This window comes from Xanthomonas sp. PPL134 (assembly GCF_040595915.1).
GTDB lineage: Bacteria > Pseudomonadota > Gammaproteobacteria > Xanthomonadales > Xanthomonadaceae > Xanthomonas_A > Xanthomonas_A indica.
In genome coordinates, this window is sequence record NZ_JAMDLL010000021.1 from 1 (window position 1) to 17,486 (window position 17,486).

14 protein-coding genes and 1 pseudogene are annotated in these 17,486 nt (G+C 70.0%); all 15 read right to left on the reverse strand.

What is annotated here, in order from left to right; genetic code table 11:
- A pseudogene (locus M3U25_RS19760) lies at window positions 1-497 on the reverse strand (chemotaxis protein CheW); the annotation flags it as partial.
- Window positions 494-1,276 carry a ParA family protein gene (locus M3U25_RS19765; RefSeq protein ID WP_160946684.1) on the reverse strand — a complete coding sequence of 261 codons (783 nt, stop codon included), beginning with the start codon at window positions 1,274-1,276 and terminating at the stop codon, window positions 494-496. The gene M3U25_RS19765 and the pseudogene M3U25_RS19760, both read right to left, overlap by 4 nt.
- Window positions 1,276-2,223, reverse strand: a complete 948-nt coding sequence (gene motD, locus M3U25_RS19770; RefSeq protein ID WP_242158395.1) for a flagellar motor protein MotD — start codon at window positions 2,221-2,223, stop codon at window positions 1,276-1,278. The genes M3U25_RS19765 and motD overlap by 1 nt, the downstream gene beginning before the upstream one ends.
- Before the next feature lie 7 nt (window positions 2,224-2,230).
- Window positions 2,231-2,971, reverse strand: coding sequence for a flagellar motor protein (locus M3U25_RS19775; protein ID WP_010341770.1), 741 nt, complete (start codon window positions 2,969-2,971; stop codon window positions 2,231-2,233).
- 507 nt (window positions 2,972-3,478) lie between these two features.
- The gene (locus M3U25_RS19780; protein WP_355503645.1) at window positions 3,479-5,233 is read right to left on the reverse strand and encodes a chemotaxis protein CheA; all 1,755 of its coding nucleotides are present in this window, start codon (window positions 5,231-5,233) and stop codon (window positions 3,479-3,481) included.
- 4 nt (window positions 5,234-5,237) lie between these two features.
- Window positions 5,238-5,846: a protein phosphatase CheZ gene (locus M3U25_RS19785; RefSeq protein WP_242083539.1), complete on the reverse strand. Its 609-nt coding sequence runs from the start codon at window positions 5,844-5,846 to the stop codon at window positions 5,238-5,240.
- A complete protein-coding gene (cheY, locus tag M3U25_RS19790; RefSeq protein WP_010341542.1) occupies window positions 5,847-6,239 on the reverse strand; it encodes a chemotaxis response regulator CheY in 393 nt (130 codons plus the stop codon).
- Between the two features lie 19 nt (window positions 6,240-6,258).
- Window positions 6,259-7,008: an RNA polymerase sigma factor FliA gene (locus M3U25_RS19795; protein ID WP_242158434.1), complete on the reverse strand. Its 750-nt coding sequence runs from the start codon at window positions 7,006-7,008 to the stop codon at window positions 6,259-6,261.
- The gene (locus tag M3U25_RS19800; RefSeq protein ID WP_010341540.1) at window positions 7,005-7,889 is read right to left on the reverse strand and encodes a P-loop NTPase; all 885 of its coding nucleotides are present in this window, start codon (window positions 7,887-7,889) and stop codon (window positions 7,005-7,007) included. The genes M3U25_RS19795 and M3U25_RS19800 overlap by 4 nt, the downstream gene beginning before the upstream one ends.
- Entirely contained in the window at window positions 7,876-9,501 is a 1,626-nt protein-coding gene (gene flhF / locus M3U25_RS19805) for a flagellar biosynthesis protein FlhF (protein ID WP_355503641.1), read from the reverse strand. The genes M3U25_RS19800 and flhF overlap by 14 nt, the downstream gene beginning before the upstream one ends.
- A 170-nt stretch (window positions 9,502-9,671) precedes the next feature.
- Window positions 9,672-11,732: a flagellar biosynthesis protein FlhA gene (gene flhA, locus M3U25_RS19810; RefSeq protein WP_242159054.1), complete on the reverse strand. Its 2,061-nt coding sequence runs from the start codon at window positions 11,730-11,732 to the stop codon at window positions 9,672-9,674.
- 17 nt (window positions 11,733-11,749) lie between these two features.
- On the reverse strand, window positions 11,750-12,880 hold the full coding sequence (flhB, locus tag M3U25_RS19815; RefSeq protein WP_355503639.1) for a flagellar biosynthesis protein FlhB: 1,131 nt from the start codon (window positions 12,878-12,880) through the stop codon (window positions 11,750-11,752).
- Between the two features lie 101 nt (window positions 12,881-12,981).
- On the reverse strand, window positions 12,982-15,879 hold the full coding sequence (locus M3U25_RS19820) for a diguanylate cyclase (RefSeq protein ID WP_355503638.1): 2,898 nt from the start codon (window positions 15,877-15,879) through the stop codon (window positions 12,982-12,984).
- Window positions 15,880-16,148: 269 nt separating this feature from the next.
- Entirely contained in the window at window positions 16,149-16,940 is a 792-nt protein-coding gene (gene fliR / locus M3U25_RS19825) for a flagellar biosynthetic protein FliR (protein ID WP_242158467.1), read from the reverse strand.
- The gene (locus M3U25_RS19830) at window positions 16,940-17,482 is read right to left on the reverse strand and encodes a hypothetical protein (protein ID WP_355503636.1); all 543 of its coding nucleotides are present in this window, start codon (window positions 17,480-17,482) and stop codon (window positions 16,940-16,942) included. The genes fliR and M3U25_RS19830 overlap by 1 nt, the downstream gene beginning before the upstream one ends.
- Window positions 17,483-17,486: the final 4 nt, after the last annotated feature.

The following is a 17,486-nucleotide window of genomic DNA, read 5'->3' on the forward strand; positions in this document are numbered from 1 at the left end:
ATCTGTTCGGGCGTCGGGCCGGCCGGGGCGGGCGCCAGCGCTTGCTGCGACATGATGCCGGCCAGGGCCGGATCGGAGTCGGCCTCGGCCAGGACCGCGGCGGCGATCTGTTCGGGCGTGGGACCGGCCGGGGCAGGCGCCAGCGCTTGCTGCGACATGATGCCGGCCAGGGCCGGATCGGCATCGGCCTCGGCCAGGACCGCGGCAGCGATCTGTTCGGGCGTCGGGCCGGCCGGGGCGGGGGCGAGTGCCTCTTGCGACATGATGCCGGCCAGGGCCGGATCGGCATCGGCCTCGGCCAGGACCGCGGCAGCGATTTGCTCGGGCGTGGGACCGGCCGCGGCTGCAGCAGCCGCAGCCGGCACCGTCTCCTCGGCGTCCGCCTCCACGTCGGCGACCGCGACCGGCGCGGGGCTCGGCGGCGTCTTCTGCTCTTCGGCGATCACGTCGTGGAGCAGGCCTTCCAGATAATCGTCGATGATGCCGGGGGTGCTCATGCGGCTTGCTCCATCGGTGTCGCATCGCTGGCCAGCAGCCATTCCAGCGCGCGGCGGTAGGCGGCCAGGCCGCGGCCGGGGTAGTCGCCGGGCACGCCGGCCACGGTCAGCGCCTTGACGTTGCAGATCTTGGTATCGACCGGGATGGCGTCTTCCCACACCCGCTCGCCGTAGCTGTCCTGCATCTGCCGCAGGGTCTCGTTGCCGGCACGGGTGCGCTTGTCGAACAGGGTCGGCAGGATCGAGGCGGGCAGGGGGCGGCGCCGCGAGCGCTCGACCATGTCCACGGTGCGGACCATGCTGGCCAGGCCGTGCAGGGCCAGCGGTTCGGCCTGGGTCGGGATGATCACGCGGTCGGCCGCGGCCAGCGCGTTGATCATCAGCAGGCCCAGGGTCGGCGGGCAGTCGAGCAGGATGTAGTCGTGCTGGCCGGCGTGGCGGGCCATGGCCTGCTGCAGCGCCAGGCCCAGGCCGGGCTGGTTGGCGCTGCGCCGTTCCAGCGTGGCCAGCGCGGTCTGCCCGCAGACGAAGCTCAGGCGCTCGACCGCGGTGTCGCGGGCCAGTGCGGCGAGCTCGCCCGGCGGGGACGCGAACAGGTCGAGTACGCCCGGCGGCTGCGGTTCCTGCGGCACGTCGAAGGCCCGGGTCAGCGAGGCGTGCGGATCGAGATCGAGCATCAGCACGCGGTGCCCGAGCATGGCCAGCCCACGGCCCATGGCCAGCGTGGTGGTGGTCTTGCCCACGCCACCTTTCTGGTTGGCGATCGCCCAGATGCGCATCAGTTGACTCCTTCAATGGCAGGTACAGCGCGGGGACTGCCGGCGCTGCCGGCGGCCGCCGCGGCGGGGGGTGTCGGGGTGGCCGGCGCGGCGCCGGCGCTCAAGCGGTCGGAGGCCGACGGTGTCGCATCGGTGCTGTCGCCGGAATCGGCCAGGATCACCAGCACCACGCGGCGGTTGGCGTTGCGGCCGGCCGGCGTGTCGTTGCTGGCACGCGGGCGGAACTGGCCGTAGCCGATCATCGACAGCCGCGAGGGCTGCAGGCCCTGGTCGGCGAACAGGTGGACCACGCTGGCCGCGCGTGCCGCCGACAGTTCCCAGTTGGACGGGAACTGCGCGGTGGCGATCGGGGTGTTGTCGGTGTAGCCCTCCACGCGCACGCCGTTGGGCACGCCGGCCAGCACCTGCGCCAGTTCCGACAGGGTGGCGCGTGCGCTCTGGTCGAGCGCGGCCGAGCCGGAGCCGAACAGGATATCGCTGTTGATCTCCACTTCGATCCACAGCCCGGCGCGGCGCACGGTGATCAGCTTCTTCTGGATCAGCGGCGCCAGCGCGGCGCCGAGGCGGTCGGCGATGCCGTCGAGCTGGCGCTGCGCGCGGCGCAGCTGTTGCGCGTCGCGCAGGTCGTCGCCGCGCTGCGCATTGCCCGAGGGCAGCCGGTTGGGATCGGGCAGGGTCAGTGCCGGGCTGGACTTGATCGGGGTCGGCCGCTCGCCGCCCTGGCCCTGCAGCGCCTGGTCGCCGACCTGCACCGGGCGCAGCGTCTTCGGGGTGCCGCCGAACGCCGCGCTCATCGCGTCGGCCATCACCCGGTACTTGGCTTCGTTGATCGTGGACAGCGCGTACATCACCACGAAGAAGGCGAGCAGCAACGTCATCAGGTCGGCATAGGGGATGGCCCATGCCTCGTGGTTGGCGTGCTCGTCGTGGGAATGCTTGCGGGCCATTCGGAACTCAATGCAAGAATCCGGCCAGTTTCGATTCGATGTTGCGCGGGTTCTCGCCCTGGGCGATGGCGATCAACCCTTCGATGATCATTTCGCGCTCGCCGCAGCTGTGCTTGATCACGCTCTTGAGCTTGGCGGCCATCGGCAGGAACAGCAGGTTGGCCGAGGCGATGCCGTAGATGGTGGCGGTGAAGGCGGCGGCGATGCCGTGGCCGAGCTTGCTCGGGTCGGCCAGGTTCTTCATCACCGCGATCAGGCCCAGCACCGCGCCGATGATGCCCAGCGTCGGCGCATAGATGCCCATGCCCTCGAACACCTTGGCCGCGGCCAGGTCGCAATGTTCCTGGCCTTCCAGGTCGATCTCCAGCATGTGCCGGATGGCTTCCGGCTCCACGCCGTCCACCAGCATCTGCAGGCCCTTGCGCACGAACGGATCCTGCTGCTGCGGCACCTGGTTCTCCAGGCCGAGCAGGCCCTGGCGGCGGGCGATGTTGCTCCATTCCACGATCTGCTTGAGCAGCGCCTGGCGATCGCTCGGCGGCGGCCACAGGATCCACTTGGCGATCTGGAACGCGCGGCGGAACACGGACGGCGGGGTGTGCACCAGGATCGCGGCGACGGTGCCGACGATCACGATCACGAACGCAGCCGGCGACCACAGCGCCGAAATGCCGGCGCCCTTGAGGATGCTGCCGCCGATGAGCGACAGAATCGCCAACAGCAGGCCGATGAGACTGAGCTTGTCCATGCAGGAGGTATCGGCCAGGGGGCTTGGGACTTGATGGGTTGGGGGCGGGATTGGGGATTGGGGATTGGCAAGAGCGCGCGTGCTTAGGGTTGGTCGGAGTCTCGTAGGAGCGGCTTCAGCCGCGACGTGCAGACGCCAGCCAGGCGGCGAGCCAGTGCCAGGGCGCTACGGGCACCCGGTTTCGCGAATCAACAATCGCGAACCGCTCATCCCGGCCTTATCGCGTCGCGGCTGAAGCCGCTCCTACAGCGGGAGGTGAGGCACACGGGAGCCGCTGTCGCGATTCCCCAATCCCCATTCCCGGATCCCAGCTTCATGGCGTCGCGGCTGAAGCCGCTCCCACAATGAAGGCATGCCAGTGGTGAACCGCTGTTGCGAATCCCCAATCCCGATTCCCAGCCTCACCGCGTCGCGGCTGAAGCCGCTCCTACGAGGAGATCAGGAAAAACGAGGCGCCAGGGAAGCGGCTTTGACGATTCCCCATTCCCGATTCCCCAATCCCAGCTCTCAAGCCTTCAAGCCATCCACATCCAGGATCAGCGCCAGGCGGCCGTCGCCGATCAGGGTGGCGCCGGCGTAGCCGGGCAGGCCACGCAGGGAGCGCGGCAGCGGCTTGATCACCACTTCCTCGCGGCCGCGGACCTGGTCCACCACCAGGCCCATGCGCGATTCGCCGGCCTGCAGCACCACCACGGTGAGCAGCGGCAGTTGCGGGGCGTCGATGTTGAGCCACTGGCGCAGGTCCACCAGCGGCAGGGTGTGCGACTGCCGGTCGAGCACGGCGCGGCCGTCGAACCAGCCCAGCGAGCGGCGCGGCGCATGCAGCACTTCGACCACGCGCGCCAGCGGCAGCGCGTAGACGGTGTCGCCGGCCTGCACCAGCAGGGTCGGCAGGATCGCCAGGGTCAACGGCACGCGGATCAGGAAGCGGCTGCCGCGGCCCAGCTCCGACTGGATCTGGATCTGCCCGCTGAGTTCGCGGATGCGCGACTGCACCACGTCCATGCCGACGCCGCGGCCGGAGATGTCGGTGACTTCGGACTTGGTCGAGAAGCCGGGCAGGAACACCAGGTGCAGGCATTCCTCGGTGCTCAGGCGGGCCGCGGCCTCGGGGTCGATCAGGCCCTTCTCGCGTGCCTTGGCGCGCAGCCGTTCCGGGTCGATGCCGGCGCCGTCGTCCTGCACCTCGATGCTGACGTAGTCGCCTTCCTGCTGCGCCGACAGGCGCACGTGGCCGCCGCGCGGCTTGCCGGTGGCCTCGCGCAGCGCCGGCGCCTCGATGCCGTGGTCGATGGCATTGCGCACCAGGTGCACCAGCGGATCGGCCAGCGCCTCGACCAGGTTGCGGTCCAGTTCGGTGTCGGCGCCGATCAGTTCCAGTTCCACTTCCTTGTTGAGGGAGCGGGCGACATCACGCGCCACCTTGGGGAAGCGCGAGAACACCTTGCCGACCGGCTGCATGCGCGTACGCATCACCGCCGACTGCAGGCGCGCGGTGGCGATGTCCAGGCTGCTGACCGCGCGGTCCAGTTCCTCGTCGCGCAGGCGCACGCGCAGGGTCTTGAGCCGGTTGCGCGACAGCACCAGTTCGCCGATCAGGTTGACGATCGCGTCCAGGCGCTTGGTGTCCACGCGCACGGTGTGTTCGGGCTCGGCGGCCTTGGCCGGGGCGGCCGCGGCCTTGGGTGCGGGGCTGGGTGCGCGCGGCGCCGGCTGCAGCGCCTGCGGCGTGGCCGCCGGCGGCGCATCGCCGTGCAACTGGTCCAGCAGCGCCTCGAATTCGTCGTCGCTGATCAGGTCCGCATCGCCGGCGGCGGCCGCTGCGGCCTTGGGCGCGGGCGCCGGCGCGGCGCTCATGGCCGGTGCCGGCGCCGGGGCGGCGTCGCCGTGCGCATCGAACTGCGCGATCAGTTCCGCCGGCGCGCGCGGCGGCTCCTGGCCGCTGCCGAAGGCGTCGAGCATCGACTGCAGATAGTCCAGCGACTGCTGCGCGGCGTCGAAGTGCCGCGCCTGCAGGGTGGCCTGGCCGGCACGGGCCATGCCCAGGGTTTCCTCCGCGGCGTGGCATAGCTCGACCATGGCGTTGATCGCCAGGAAGCCGGCGCCGCCCTTGAGCGTATGGAAGCCGCGGAACACGGCGTTGAGCTGGCCGCTGTCCTCGGGCGCCTGCTCCAGCGACACCAACTGCTCGCCGAGCCGGTCCAGGATCTCCTGGGCCTCGATGATGAAGTCGGCAGCGATGTCGTCGGGTACGGCGCTCATAGATTTACAGTCCCAGGCCCGAGAGCAGGTCGTCGGCGTCGTTCTGCGACACGCCGTGGCGGTCCAGGCCGGGCAGGGCCGGGCCGGCCAGGCTGCCGTCGGCCTTGCGTTCTTCCTTCGGCGGCAGACCCAGCGCGCCGAAGCCTTCGTGCACGCGGCGCACGATGCCGGCGACGCGGCGGATGATCTGCCCGGTCAGGTCCTGGAAGCTCTGCGCCAGGGCCATTTCGGTGAGGTTGTGGCGGATCTTGTCGAGGATCTCGCTCTGGTCGCCGCTGAGGCCGCCGGCCGCCAGCTGGTTGGCCAGCGCACGGCATTCCTCGGCCAGGTCCAGGGTGCGGTGACTGGCCTGTTCGGTCATCTCCACCACGTGGTCCAGGCGCGAGCAGGCATCGTCCAGCTCGCCGGCCTCGCTGGGCACCATCGGCAGTTCGCCGAGCGCCTGGCCCAGATCGCGCGCGAGCCGGCTCAGGCCCTGCATCATCGGCCGCGTGCGCCAGGCGGCGAGGGTGTCGATCTCCCTGCGCCAGCCGGCCTCGTCGCCGTTTTCCAGCGCGTCCAGCGCGCCTTGCAGGCGTTCGATCAGGGCAGTACGTTCGGCGGTGGCTTCCATTTAGGCAGTCGCCCCCAGGCGCTCGAAGATCTTGCCCAGCTTCTCCTGCAGCGTCTGCGCGGTGAACGGCTTGATGATGTAGCCGTTCACGCCGCACTGCGCGGCCTCGATGATCTGCTCGCGCTTGGCCTCGGCGGTGACCATCAGCACCGGCAGGTGCTTGAGCTTGTCGTCGGCGCGGATGTTGCGCAGCAGATCGATGCCGGTCATGCCCGGCATGTTCCAGTCGGTGACCACGAACTCGAACGGCGCCGAGCGCAGCGCGGCCAGGGCGCTGTTGCCGTCTTCGGCCTCGGCGGTGTTGGTGAAGCCCAGATCGCCGAGCAGATTCTTGACGATGCGTCGCATCGTCGAGAAATCGTCCACGATCAAAATCCGCATGTTCTTGTTCACCACTGACTCCTAAGGGTTCCTATTCTTCGTCTTCCAGACCGGCATCGGCGACCTCGAACGCCTTCAGGCGTCCGCGCAACCGTACCGTGGCCTGGCCATGGATCTGACACACGCGCGACTCGCTGACCCCGAGCACCGCGCCGATTTCCTTGAGGTTCAATTCCTGCTCGTAGTACAGCGACAGCACCAACTGCTCGCGTTCGGGCAATTGCGCGATGGCCTTGCCCAGCTCGCGGCCGAATTCGCTGCGCTCGAGCATCTGCTGCGGATTGGGTCCGCCCTTGGCGATGGTATCCAGCTCGCCATGGTCCTCGATGCGCGACTCCAGGCTCAGCACCTGGCCGCGGGCGGCATCTTCCATCAAACGCAGGTATTCGGGAAGCGGCATCTCCATCGCCGCGGCCACTTCGTTGGCGGCGGCGGCGCGGCCGGTGCTCTGCTCGATCTTGCGGATCGCCGAGGCGGCGTCGCGGGCGCGGCGGTGCACCGAGCGCGGCACCCAGTCGCCGCGGCGGATCTCGTCGATCATCGCGCCGCGGATGCGGATCGAGGCGTAGGTCTCGAACGAGGCGCCCTGTTCGGCGTCGTAGCTGCGCGAGGCCTCGATCAGGCCGATCATGCCGGCCTGGATCAGGTCGTCGATCTCCACGCTGGCCGGCAGCCGCGCCGCCAGGTGGTGGGCGATGCGCCGGACCAGGTCCGAGTGCTGGGCGATGTAGTCGTTGGCGCTGTTGCGCTGGACGGCGCGGTAGTGGGCGGCGGCGTTCATGCGGCCACCCCGCGCTGGATGATGCGTTCGACGAAGAACTCGACGTTGCCGCGGGGGGCGGTCGGCGCCTGCCAGCGCGCGGTGCGCCGGGCGATCTCGGAGATCGCCTGCGCCGACGGGCTGGACGGGTAGGCCTTGACCACCGGCTGCTGGCGCTGCACCGACAGGCGCAGCCAGTCGTCCTGCGGCACGCAGCCCAGGTAGTTCAGCGACACGTCGCCGAGGAACTTCTCGCAGACCCGGCTGAGCTTGTCGTACAGCAGGCGGCCCTCGTTGAGGTCGCGGACCATGTTGGCGACGATCTGTACCCGGTCCACGCCGCGCTCGCGCGAGAGGACCTTGATCAGGGCGTAGGCGTCGGTGATCGAGGCCGGCTCGTCGCAGACCACCACCACCGCGTCCTGCGCGGCCTGGCAGAAGGTCAGCACGCTGTCGGTGATGCCGGCGGCGGTGTCGACGATCATCACGTCCAGCTCGCGCTGCAGTTCGGAGAACACGTTGACCAGGCCCACGTGCTGGGCCGGCGGCAGCTCGGCCATGTAGCGGCGGCCGGAGGCGGCGGGCACCACCATCAGCCCGTTGGGCATGTCGATCAGCACCTCTTCCAGGGTGCAGCGCCCGGCGACCAGGTCGGCCACGGTGAACTTGGGGGTCAGCCCCAGCAGCACGTCGACGTTGGCCAGGCCGAGGTCGGCGTCCAGCAGCAGGGTGCGCTTGCCCATGTCGGCCAGCGCCATGGACAGGTTGACGGAGATGTTGGTCTTGCCCACGCCGCCCTTGCCGCCGGTCACGGCGATGGTGCGCACCGGACCCAGCGGTTCGCTGCGCGTCGCCGACAGGGGGAAGGCATTGGTCAGATTGACGTAGTCACGCGACGGCATGGGTCTGCTCCGGAGTACAGGGCTTATCGGCAGCGCGCCGCAAATCTTCAAGGCGCAATACCAGGCTGGCGGCGTTGGCGCGGTGCAGGTCGTCCGGCACACGCTGTCCATCGGTCACCCAGGTGATGGGGAGGCGGTGGTCCACGACCACCGACAAGGCACTGCCGAACCGCCCGGTCTCGTCCAACTTGGTCATGATGACCCCCTGTGGGTCGGCGCCGGCGAACCGGCGCACCACCTCGTCCAGGTCGGAGAAATGGGCGTTGGCAGGGAGGACCAGCAAGGATCGGACCACGCGCGAGGCGCGCAGCCAGTGCAACTGGGCGGCCAGGGCGCGGTCGCGCTGGCCCATGCCGGCGGTGTCGATCAGCACCAGCTTGTAGTCGGCCAGGCGCTCCAGCAGCTGCTGCAGCGCGGCGTCGCTGTCGGCCTCGTGCACGGCGATGCCGAGCTGGCGGCCGTAGCTGTGCAGCTGTTCGCGGCCGCCGACGCGGACGGTGTCGGTGGTGACCAGGGCCACGTCGCGGGCGGCATGGCGCTCCAGGAAGCGCGAGGCCAGCTTGGCGATGGTGGTGGTCTTGCCGGCGCCGGTCGGGCCGATCAGGGCGATCACGCCGCCTTCCTCGAGCGGGTCCAGCGCGGCGATCGGCAGGCGCTTGGACAGCAGGCCCAGCATCAGCCCGCGGCCGCGGTGCAGCTCCAGGTCGGCGGGGATCTGCATGACCACGTCGCGGGTGATGCCGCTGTCGAAGCCGTAGTCGTCCATCAGCTCCAGCGCCTGGGCGCGGACCGGCGAGCCGCGCAGGCGCTCGTCGGTGAGGCGGTTCATCTCGCGCTCGATCATCTGCCGCATCAGCGCCAGTTCGTCGCGCAGCTGCGTCAATTGTTCGTCGTTCTGCGGGGCGGGGAAGGTCGGTACCGCCGCCAGCGCCGCCGCCGGGATTCCGGCAGTGGCCGGCGCCTCGGCCTTGGCCACGCTGGGCGCGGCCGGGGCCGGGCTCGCCACCGGGGTCAGCGCCACCGCGGCGACGTCGTCGCGCCAGGCCGGCGCCGCGTCGACGACCGGCGCCGGGGTGGCGGCGGCGAACGGGCTGGGCATCGGCACGCTGATCGGGGCGTTGCGGAACACGTCCTCGGGGATGCTGAAGTCGGAGCGGGCGGGGGCCGCGGCCGGGGCCTTGGCCGCTGCGGCCGGACGCGCTGCGGCGGCCGGGACCGCCGCGGCGGGCATGGCAGAGGCGGCCAGCGCCGCCGGCTGGGTCAGCGGCCGGGCCGCGGGCGCGGCCGGGGCAGCCGGCGCGGCACCGCCGCGGCGTTCGCTGATCGCGGCCATCATCGCCATCGCCGGGTTGGCCGCGGCGCTCTCGCCCCGCGCGGCGCGCGGGGCGGGAGCGGCCGGTGCCTGCGCCGCAGCGGCGCGCGGCGCCTCGTCCGGGCGCACCGCATCCAGCGCCCGCTGCACCAGGGCTTCGTCGTAATTGCTGGCGGCGACGATCTCGATGCCCTCGTCGGTACGCCGGTTGGACAGGATCACCGCATCCGGGCCGTGCTCGTCGCGCACCATCCGGAAGGCGGTGCGCATGTCGGGGGCGACAAAGCGTTTGATCTTCATGGGTGGGAGCCGGGAATGGTGAATGGGGAATTGGGAATGGATGCGGGATCGGTGCCGGTACGTGGCGGGCCGCGGTGTCGTGTCTGGTTTTTCGTGATCGTGTTCATTGCTCTCTCCGCTGCCGGGGCAAGGGTGCGATTCCCCATTCCCTATTCCCGATTCCCGTCATCTCAACTGATCGTGCCCACCAGCTTCAGCCGCTTGTCCTCCGGCACTTCGCTGTAGGACAGGACCGACAGCGCGGGGACGCTGTGGCGGACCAGGCGGGCGAGGGCGGCGCGGACCTGCGCCGGGACCAGCACCACCGCCGGTTCGTTGCGCGCCTCCTGCTTGCTCACGCAGTCCGCCAGACTTTGGTGCAAGCGTTCGGCCAGTCCGGGTTCCAGCGCCGCGCCGTTGCCCTGGGTAGAGTCCTGCAAGACACGTTCCAATTGCGGGGCCAGGGTGAACACCGGCAGTTCCGGGGCCATGCCGGCGATCTCCTGGACGATGAAACGGCCCAGGGCGTTGCGCACGGCGGCGGTCAGCGCGCCGGGTTCCTGACTCTGCGGGGCATGCTCGACCAGGGCCTCGACGATCTTGCGCAGCTGCCGCACCGGGATCTTCTCGATCAGCAGGTTCTGCAGCACCCGCACCACCACCGACAGCGGCAGCGCCTTGGGGGTGAGGTCCTCGACCAGCTTCGGCGCGCTCTTGGCCAGGGTCGCCAGCAGCTGCTGCACTTCCTCGTGGCCGAGCAGTTCCGGGGCGTGCTCGCGGATCAGGTGCGAGAGGTGGGTGGCGATCACCGTGGCCGGGTCGACCACGGTGTAGCCCATGGTCTCGGCCTGGGCGCGCAGGTGCGGCTGGATCCAGATCGCATCCAGGCCGAACGCCGGGTCCTTGCCGGGAATGCCATCGATCTTGCCGAGCGCGCCGCCCGGGTCCAGCGCCAGTTCGCGGTCCGGGTGGATGTCGGCGGTGGCCACCGGCACGCCGTGCACCAGCAGGCGGTAGGCGTTGGCCGGCAATTCCAGGTTGTCGCGGATGTGCACCGGCGGCACCAGGAAGCCGATGTCCTGGGTCAGCTTGCGGCGCACGCCCTTGATGCGTGCCATCAGTTCGCCGCCCTGGGCCTTGTCCACCAGCGGGATCAACCGGTAGCCGACCTCCAGGCCCAGCGGGTCGATCGGGCGCAGTTCGTCCCAGCCCAGTTCGGCATTGGCTTGGGCCGCAGCCGCGGCCTGCGGCGCCGCCTCGGCGGCGGCCGGCGGCGGCAGCAGGCTGCGCTTCCACATCTTCCAGGCCAGCAGGCCCAGGATCAGCGCCAGCGTCAAGAAAGCGACATTGGGCATGCCCGGGATCAGGCCGACCAGGCCCAGGATCGCGGCGGCCACCGCCAGCGCCTTATGCTGGCCGAACACCTGGCCCATCATCGAGGCGCCCATGTCCTGCGAACGCGAGGCGCGGGTGACCAGCATCGCCACCGCCGAGGACACCAGCAGCGCCGGCAACTGCGCGACCAGGCCGTCGCCGATCGACAGCAGGGTATAGGTGGAGGCCGCCTGCGCGAACGGCATGCCATGCTGCAGCACGCCGACCGCCATGCCGCCGATCAGGTTGATGAACAGGATCAGGATGCCGGCGATGGCGTCGCCGCGGATGAACTTGCTGGCGCCGTCCATCGAACCGTAGAAGTCTGCTTCCTCGCGCACTTCCTCGCGGCGGGCCTTGGCTTCCTCGCGGGTCAGCAGGCCGGCGTTGAGGTCGGCGTCGATCGCCATCTGCTTGCCGGGCATGGCGTCGAGGATGAAGCGCGCGGTCACTTCCGACACGCGCCCGGCGCCCTTGGTGATGACCACGAAGTTGATGATGGTCAGGATCGCGAACACCACGATGCCGACCGCATAGTTGCCGCCGATCACGAATTCGCCGAAGGCCTCGATCACCTTGCCGGCGGCGCCGTGGCCGTTCTGGCCGTTGATCAGGATCACGCGGGTGGAGGCCACGTTCAGCGCCAGGCGCAGCATCGTGGTCATCAGCAGCACGATCGGGAAGATGCTGAACTCCAGCGGCCGCTTCACGTACACCACCGCCAGCAGCACCATCAGCGAGATGGCGATGTTGAAGGTGAACAGGGCGTCCAGCACCGGGGCGGCCAGCGGCACCACCACCATCGCCAGCATCAGCAACACGATCACCGGGGCGCCGAGCCCGTGCTTGATCATGTCCATGACTTTGCGCGTGTTCATCTGCGCGGCGGGCTGACTCATGGCTGGCTCCCCGGGGCGAATTCATCGACTTCCAGCGGCGGCAACGGCGGCATCGGCCCGCTGCGCCAGGCGCGCAGCTGGTAGACGTACGAGAGGACCTGCGCCACCGCGGAATACAGTCTCACGGGAATTTCCTTGCCGAGTTGGCCTTCCCTATACAAGGCGCGTGCCAAAGGCGGGGCCGAGATCACCGCCACCCGGTGCTGCTCGCCCACCTCGCGGATGCGGAAGGCGATCTCGTCCACGCCCTTGGCCACCACGGTGGGGGCGCGCATGCGCCCGCTCTCGTACTTCAGCGCCACCGCGTAGTGGGTGGGGTTGACCACCACCACGTCGGCCTTGGGCACCGCTTCCATCATCCGCCGCTGCGACATCTGCATCTGCATCTGGCGGATGCGGCCCTTGACCTCGGGGCTGCCGTCGCTTTCCTTCATTTCCCGGCGCACTTCCTCCCGGGTCATCTTCAATTTGCGGATGTAATTCCATTTCTGATAGGGCGCGTCGATCGCGGCCAGCAGCGCCAGCGCGCCGGCGGTGTACAGCAGCAGCCGCAGGGTGAACCCCAGGCCGTGACCGATGGCCTGCTCCAGCGGCTGCAGCAGCAGCCCGCGCAGGAAGTCGACGCTGCCCCACAGGCACAGCAGCGCGGCGCCGCCGACGAAGCCCATGCGCAGGATCGATTTCAGCAGTTCGGCGATGGTCTCGGCGCCGTACATGCGGCTCAGCCCGGCCATCGGGTTGAGCCGGTCGAACTTGGGGATCAGCGCCTGGCCGGAGAAGCGCAGGGTGCCCATCAGCACCGGCGCGGCGAAGCTGGCGGCAAAGCAGATGCCGACCAGCGGCAGCACCACCCAGAGCAGGCTCAGCAGCAGCTCGCCGAAATGGCCGAACATGGCCTCCGGATGCTGGCGCAGCGACAGGTCCGGGCGCAGCGCCTGTTTCAGCCAGGCCACTGCGCCGGCGGTCATGGAGGTGGACAGCCCCATCAGGGCGAAGACGCCGGCGCTGAACACCGCGGCCGTCGCCAGTTCGCGCGAATGCGGGATGTTGCCCTGTTCGCGGGCTTCGCGCAGACGTTTGTCTGTTGGCTGTTCTGTGCGCTCTGCGCCTTCTTCGCTCTCGGACATCGGGGGATGCGCTCGGCCAGGATCGACCCTGCGCACTGCAAGGACCGTGCCGGTCCTTGGTCGGGCGCCTGCCGCCGCCGCGGCGCGCCTTCAGGCCCCGGCTAGGCCGGCTGCAGTTCCACCCGGTCGCGGCCCAGGCGCTTGGCCTGGTACAGCGCCGCATCGGCGCGCGCCAGCAACTGCTGCAGGGATTCGCCCGGGCGGTACCAGGCCACGCCGATCGAGGCGGTGATGGCCAGCTGGCGCTCGCCGATGCGCAGCGGCTGCCCGGCGATGGTGGCGCGCAGGGCCTGCAGCCGTTCGCCGCAACTAGGCGGCAAGCCGGGGAGTACCGCCAGCAGTTCCTCGCCGCCGTAGCGGCCGACCAGGTCGGCGTCGCGCAGGTTGGCGCCCAGGCGCCGCGCCACCTCGATCAGCACCGCATCGCCGACCAGGTGGCCATGCTCGTCGTTGATCCGCTTGAAATGGTCCAGGTCGATCATCGCCACCGCCAGCGACGTGTGTTCGGCCTCGCTGCGGCGCATCTGCGCGGCCAGCGCGTCGAGGATGCCGGCGCGGTTGAGCAGGCCGGTGAGGGCGTCGTGCGAGGCCTTCACCGCCAACGCGGCACGGGCGATCTCCAGTTCGCGCTTGTCGTGCTCCAGTTCCTCGGTACGCCGTGCCACCAGGTCGGCCAGCTCGCGCTGGCGCTGGTGCAGGCGGCGTTCGCGCCAGTGCAGCAGCGCCGTCACCAGGCCGCCGCCGAGCAGCAGGTACAGCGCCAGCATCGGCTGGCTGCGCCACCACACCGGCGCCACCGAGAACGCCACCCGCAGCGGCGCCGAGGCGCTGCGCCGGTAGGCGTCGAGCAACTGGATCTCCAGCACGTAGTGGCCCGGCGCCAAGGGCGGTTGCTCGAACTCGAAGTTGGGCGTGTGCAGCCAACGGGTGTGGGCGCCCTTGAAGCGGTAGCGGAAGCTGATGCGGCTGCGTTCGTCGTAAAGATCCGGCGAACCGACCGCGATGTGCAACGGATCGTCGCTCCAGGGCAGGCGCGCGCCCGCGCCGATGGCGACGCCGCCGCGGCTGAAATTCTGCAGCGCCAGCCGCGGCGCCCGCGCCGGGAACAGCCGGGACGGATCCTGCAGGTGGGTGACGCCGCGGCTGCTGCCGAGCCACACCGAGCCGTCGTGGTCCTCCAGGAAGGCCGATTCGGACATGTCGTTCCAGAGCAGGCCCTGTGCCTGGGTCAGCCGCGCCCAGGCGCGTCCGTCGTACACGTCCACGCCCTGGTTGTGGCTGATCCAGATCCAGCCGTTGCGGGTACGGCGCAGGCTGTAGATCTGCAGGTCGCGCAATTGCGCATCGCCCGGCTGCAGGTGCAGGATGTCGCCGTCGAGCCGGCCCTGCCAGGCACCCGGACCGTACAGACTGGCCCAGGCCTGGCCGTCGTCCAGCACCAGCAGCTTGCTGAGTACCGCCGGCGCCGGCGCCCCCTCCAGCGCCAGCCGCAGCGGGGTCCAGGTCTCGCCGCGCAGGCGGAAGACGCCGGCCAGCCCCACCACCAGCACGCTGCCGTCGCGGCGCTGCTGGATGTCCGAGTACTCGCCGCCCGGCAGCGCCTGCACCTTTTGCGGCCGCGCATCGGCGTCGGCGTGCGCCAGCAGGTAGATGCCGCGATTGGTGAGGATCCACACCCGACCGCGTGCGTCCACGAACAGCTGTTTGGCGATGGCGTCCAGCGGCGGGTAGGCACGCAGCAGCCGGCCCTGGGCGTCGTAATGGCGCAGCACGCCGACCGACCCGATGCTCCACAGCGTCCCATCCGCGCCGCGTCGCAGCCCGATCATCTGCGTGCCGTCGTCGCTGGGCCAGTGCTGGAAGCGGCCGTCCGCGCGCAGGTGGTCGACGCCGCCCTCGTTGCCGGCCAGCAGCTCGCCTTGTCCGGTGCGCTGGATGCTCCAGGTCGGCGCCCGGCTGATGCCCTGCGATACGTCCCAGTTCTCGATCCAGCCATAGCCGTTCCAGCGCAGCACGCCTTCGCCGTCCATGCTCAGCCACAGGTCGCCGGCCTGGTCGAAGCGCATGGCCACGATGTTGCCCTCGGGCAGGCCGTGGCGGCGGTCGAAGCTGCGCCAGTGGTCCTGCTCCCAGCGCGCCAGGCCCTGGTTGGTGCGCATCAGCACGCGGCCCTGCGGGTCGAGCAGGATCGGCGTGCGCCACGTCACCACGGTCGGACCATCCATGCCGGGTGGCGTCTGGTCGTGGAAGCGCGCCGCGCCGGCCGGTAGCCGCATCACCTTGCTGCTGCCGACGACCCACAGGGTGCCGTCGCGGTCGCGCACCGCATTGCGCCAGAACTCGGGCGGCAGGCCCTGGGCCTGGTCGTAGCGGGTCGCGCGGCCATCGGCCTCGACCCGGCACAAGGCCTTGGCGCATCCCAGCCACAGCGTGTCGTCGGCCACGAACAGATCGTGGATATCGGCCAGTTCCGGTTGCCGCGCCAGCGTCGCCGTATCGAACAGGGGCCGCAATTCCCATCCCGCGCCATCGGCCTTGCGCACCGCGCGCAGCATCCGGTGGTCGTCGAGCACCACCGTGCCCCAGGCGGGCGTGGCCAGGCGCGGGCGGTTCAGCTGGCGGTGCGAGGGCGGGCTGTTGTGCTCCAGCGGGATCCAGCGCGACGGGGTGCCGTCGCCGACGTAGATCGCATCGAAGGTCGCCAGCCACAGGCGTTGCGCGGCATCCTCGGTGGCATCGGAAATGTAGTGGCCGCCGCGGCCCTCCAGCGGTAGCTGCTGGAACTGGTCGCCGTTGAACGCGTACAGGCCGCTTTCGCTGCAGACCAGCAGGCTGCCGTCGCGACGCTGCAACAGGCAGGTACCGGCCAGGCCGAGCAGGCCCTGGTCCTGCGCGTAGTGCCGCAACGGGATCACCTGCGCCTGCGTGGCCCCGCTGCAGGTCAGCGCCGCCAGCAGCCACAGCGGCCAGCGCAGCCATCGGCCCAGGAACGTCCCCATATGACGCTCAGCCGCCGCTGTGCCGCCGTGGGACACGGCGATGGCTGGCACGAGCGAGCGCTGGCGGGTGGTGGAGCATGGCGTGCGCGGGCGGCGGAGGAGGGGCGGAGCGGCGATCGGCAGTGTAAGGACAGCCGGCCTTGCCGCCGCTCATCCTGGCGTCACACTGCTCGCCTTCTGCCGGTATCGGCCGGGTCGCGGCGCAGCTTGAGTACCAGGGCGTGTCAGCCATTCCCCGGTGCGGCATGCCTGGGGATGGCTGACACGGCCTAGGCGGTGAGCGCGCGCGCCGCGTCGAAGGCGCTGTCGAACAGGCGCTGCACCGGCGGCCCCATCTCGCCGACCAGCAGCGCCAGCAGCGCCAGGCCCAGCACCACCGCCACCGGCAGGCCGAGCTGGATCGGGTTCAGCGACGGCGCCGCCTTGGCCAGCGCGCCGAAGGCCAGGTTCACCGCCATCATCGCCACCATCACCGGCAGTGCCAGCGTCACCGCACCGCGCATCATGCTCATGAAGAAGTTCGGCGCCACTGAGGCCATCGCCTGCGCATCCGGCAGCGCGGTGCCGATCGGCAGCGCCTTGTAGCTGTCCACCAGCAGCGAGACCACCGCCAGATGCCCGTTGGCGGTGAAGAACATCAGCCCGAAGGCCAGGTAGAACCACTGGCCGAGCACCCCGGAATTGACCCCGCGCAGCGGATCGGCCATCTGCGCGAAGCCCAGGCCGGTACTCTGCGAGACCAGTTCCCCGGCCATCGCCCCGGCCTCGAAGATCAACCGCAGCATGAAGCCCATGCTGGCCCCCACCGCCAGCTCCCGGGCCACGCTCAGCACCACCGCCGCATTGAACCCATCCCAGTCCGGCACCGGCGGCAGGATCGGCGCCAGCGCGATGGCCAGCGTCCCCGACAGGATCACCCGCACCCGTCCCGGCACCGCCTTGGTCCCGACCAGCGGCATCACCGTGAACATCGCCCCGATCCGCAGCATCGTCCACAGCACCGCCCCGATCATCGCGAACGCCCGCGACCCATCGACCACCATTTGCGTGGCGGCATCCATCAGCCCGAGACCCCGGCAGACATCACGAAGGAACGGCCAGCGCCAATCGCGCAACGCGAGCGGCCTGCAGCCAAAGACAGACCGGCGAGCCCACGAACAACAACGGACACAGCACGACCGGCAATGAAGCCAAAGCCAAAGCGGCTATAGCCGCAGCCGTAGCCGTCGCTTTTGCTGTTGCCGTCGTTTTTGCTGTTGTTGTTGTTTCGCTCTTGATCCACTGGGTCCCCTCCGCAGCGGCGGAGCTGGCGGGTCAAACCCCCCGCAGGGGGGCGGCGCACAAGGATGTGCGCCGTTTTCGGTCGGGGCAGGATGCCCCGTCCGAAAATCCCGCTAGCGGAGCGGACCCGCGTAGCGGGCGCTGCGGCGGGGTGTGCTTTCTTTTGGTTACTTTTCTTTGCACAAGCAAAGAAAAGTGACTCGCCGCCAGGCGAAAGCTCTTGCCTTTCAAACGGCTCGCCGCGAAGCGAAAGCCGTTGCTGTTCCTGCCCAACAACCGAGGACATCAACACGCTGGCAAGCGTAGCGGCAAATGCAGCCATCCCC

What these genes read in the sequence shown, in the direction of transcription:
- motD (WP_242158395.1), bottom strand. Translation starts at nt 2,223, where the DNA reads ATGGCCCGCAAGCATTCCCACGACGAGCACGCCAACCACGAGGCATGG.
- M3U25_RS19820 (WP_355503638.1), bottom strand. Translation starts at nt 15,879, where the DNA reads ATGGGGACGTTCCTGGGCCGATGGCTGCGCTGGCCGCTGTGGCTGCTG.
- fliR (WP_242158467.1), bottom strand. Translation starts at nt 16,940, where the DNA reads ATGGATGCCGCCACGCAAATGGTGGTCGATGGGTCGCGGGCGTTCGCG.
- flhF (WP_355503641.1), bottom strand. Translation starts at nt 9,501, where the DNA reads ATGAAGATCAAACGCTTTGTCGCCCCCGACATGCGCACCGCCTTCCGG.
- M3U25_RS19785 (WP_242083539.1), bottom strand. Translation starts at nt 5,846, where the DNA reads ATGGAAGCCACCGCCGAACGTACTGCCCTGATCGAACGCCTGCAAGGC.
- M3U25_RS19830 (WP_355503636.1), bottom strand. Translation starts at nt 17,482, where the DNA reads ATGGCTGCATTTGCCGCTACGCTTGCCAGCGTGTTGATGTCCTCGGTT.
- M3U25_RS19780 (WP_355503645.1), bottom strand. Translation starts at nt 5,233, where the DNA reads ATGAGCGCCGTACCCGACGACATCGCTGCCGACTTCATCATCGAGGCC.
- M3U25_RS19765 (WP_160946684.1), bottom strand. Translation starts at nt 1,276, where the DNA reads ATGCGCATCTGGGCGATCGCCAACCAGAAAGGTGGCGTGGGCAAGACC.
- M3U25_RS19775 (WP_010341770.1), bottom strand. Translation starts at nt 2,971, where the DNA reads ATGGACAAGCTCAGTCTCATCGGCCTGCTGTTGGCGATTCTGTCGCTC.
- M3U25_RS19800 (WP_010341540.1), bottom strand. Translation starts at nt 7,889, where the DNA reads ATGCCGTCGCGTGACTACGTCAATCTGACCAATGCCTTCCCCCTGTCG.
- flhB (WP_355503639.1), bottom strand. Translation starts at nt 12,880, where the DNA reads ATGTCCGAGAGCGAAGAAGGCGCAGAGCGCACAGAACAGCCAACAGAC.
- M3U25_RS19795 (WP_242158434.1), bottom strand. Translation starts at nt 7,008, where the DNA reads ATGAACGCCGCCGCCCACTACCGCGCCGTCCAGCGCAACAGCGCCAAC.
- flhA (WP_242159054.1), bottom strand. Translation starts at nt 11,732, where the DNA reads ATGAACACGCGCAAAGTCATGGACATGATCAAGCACGGGCTCGGCGCC.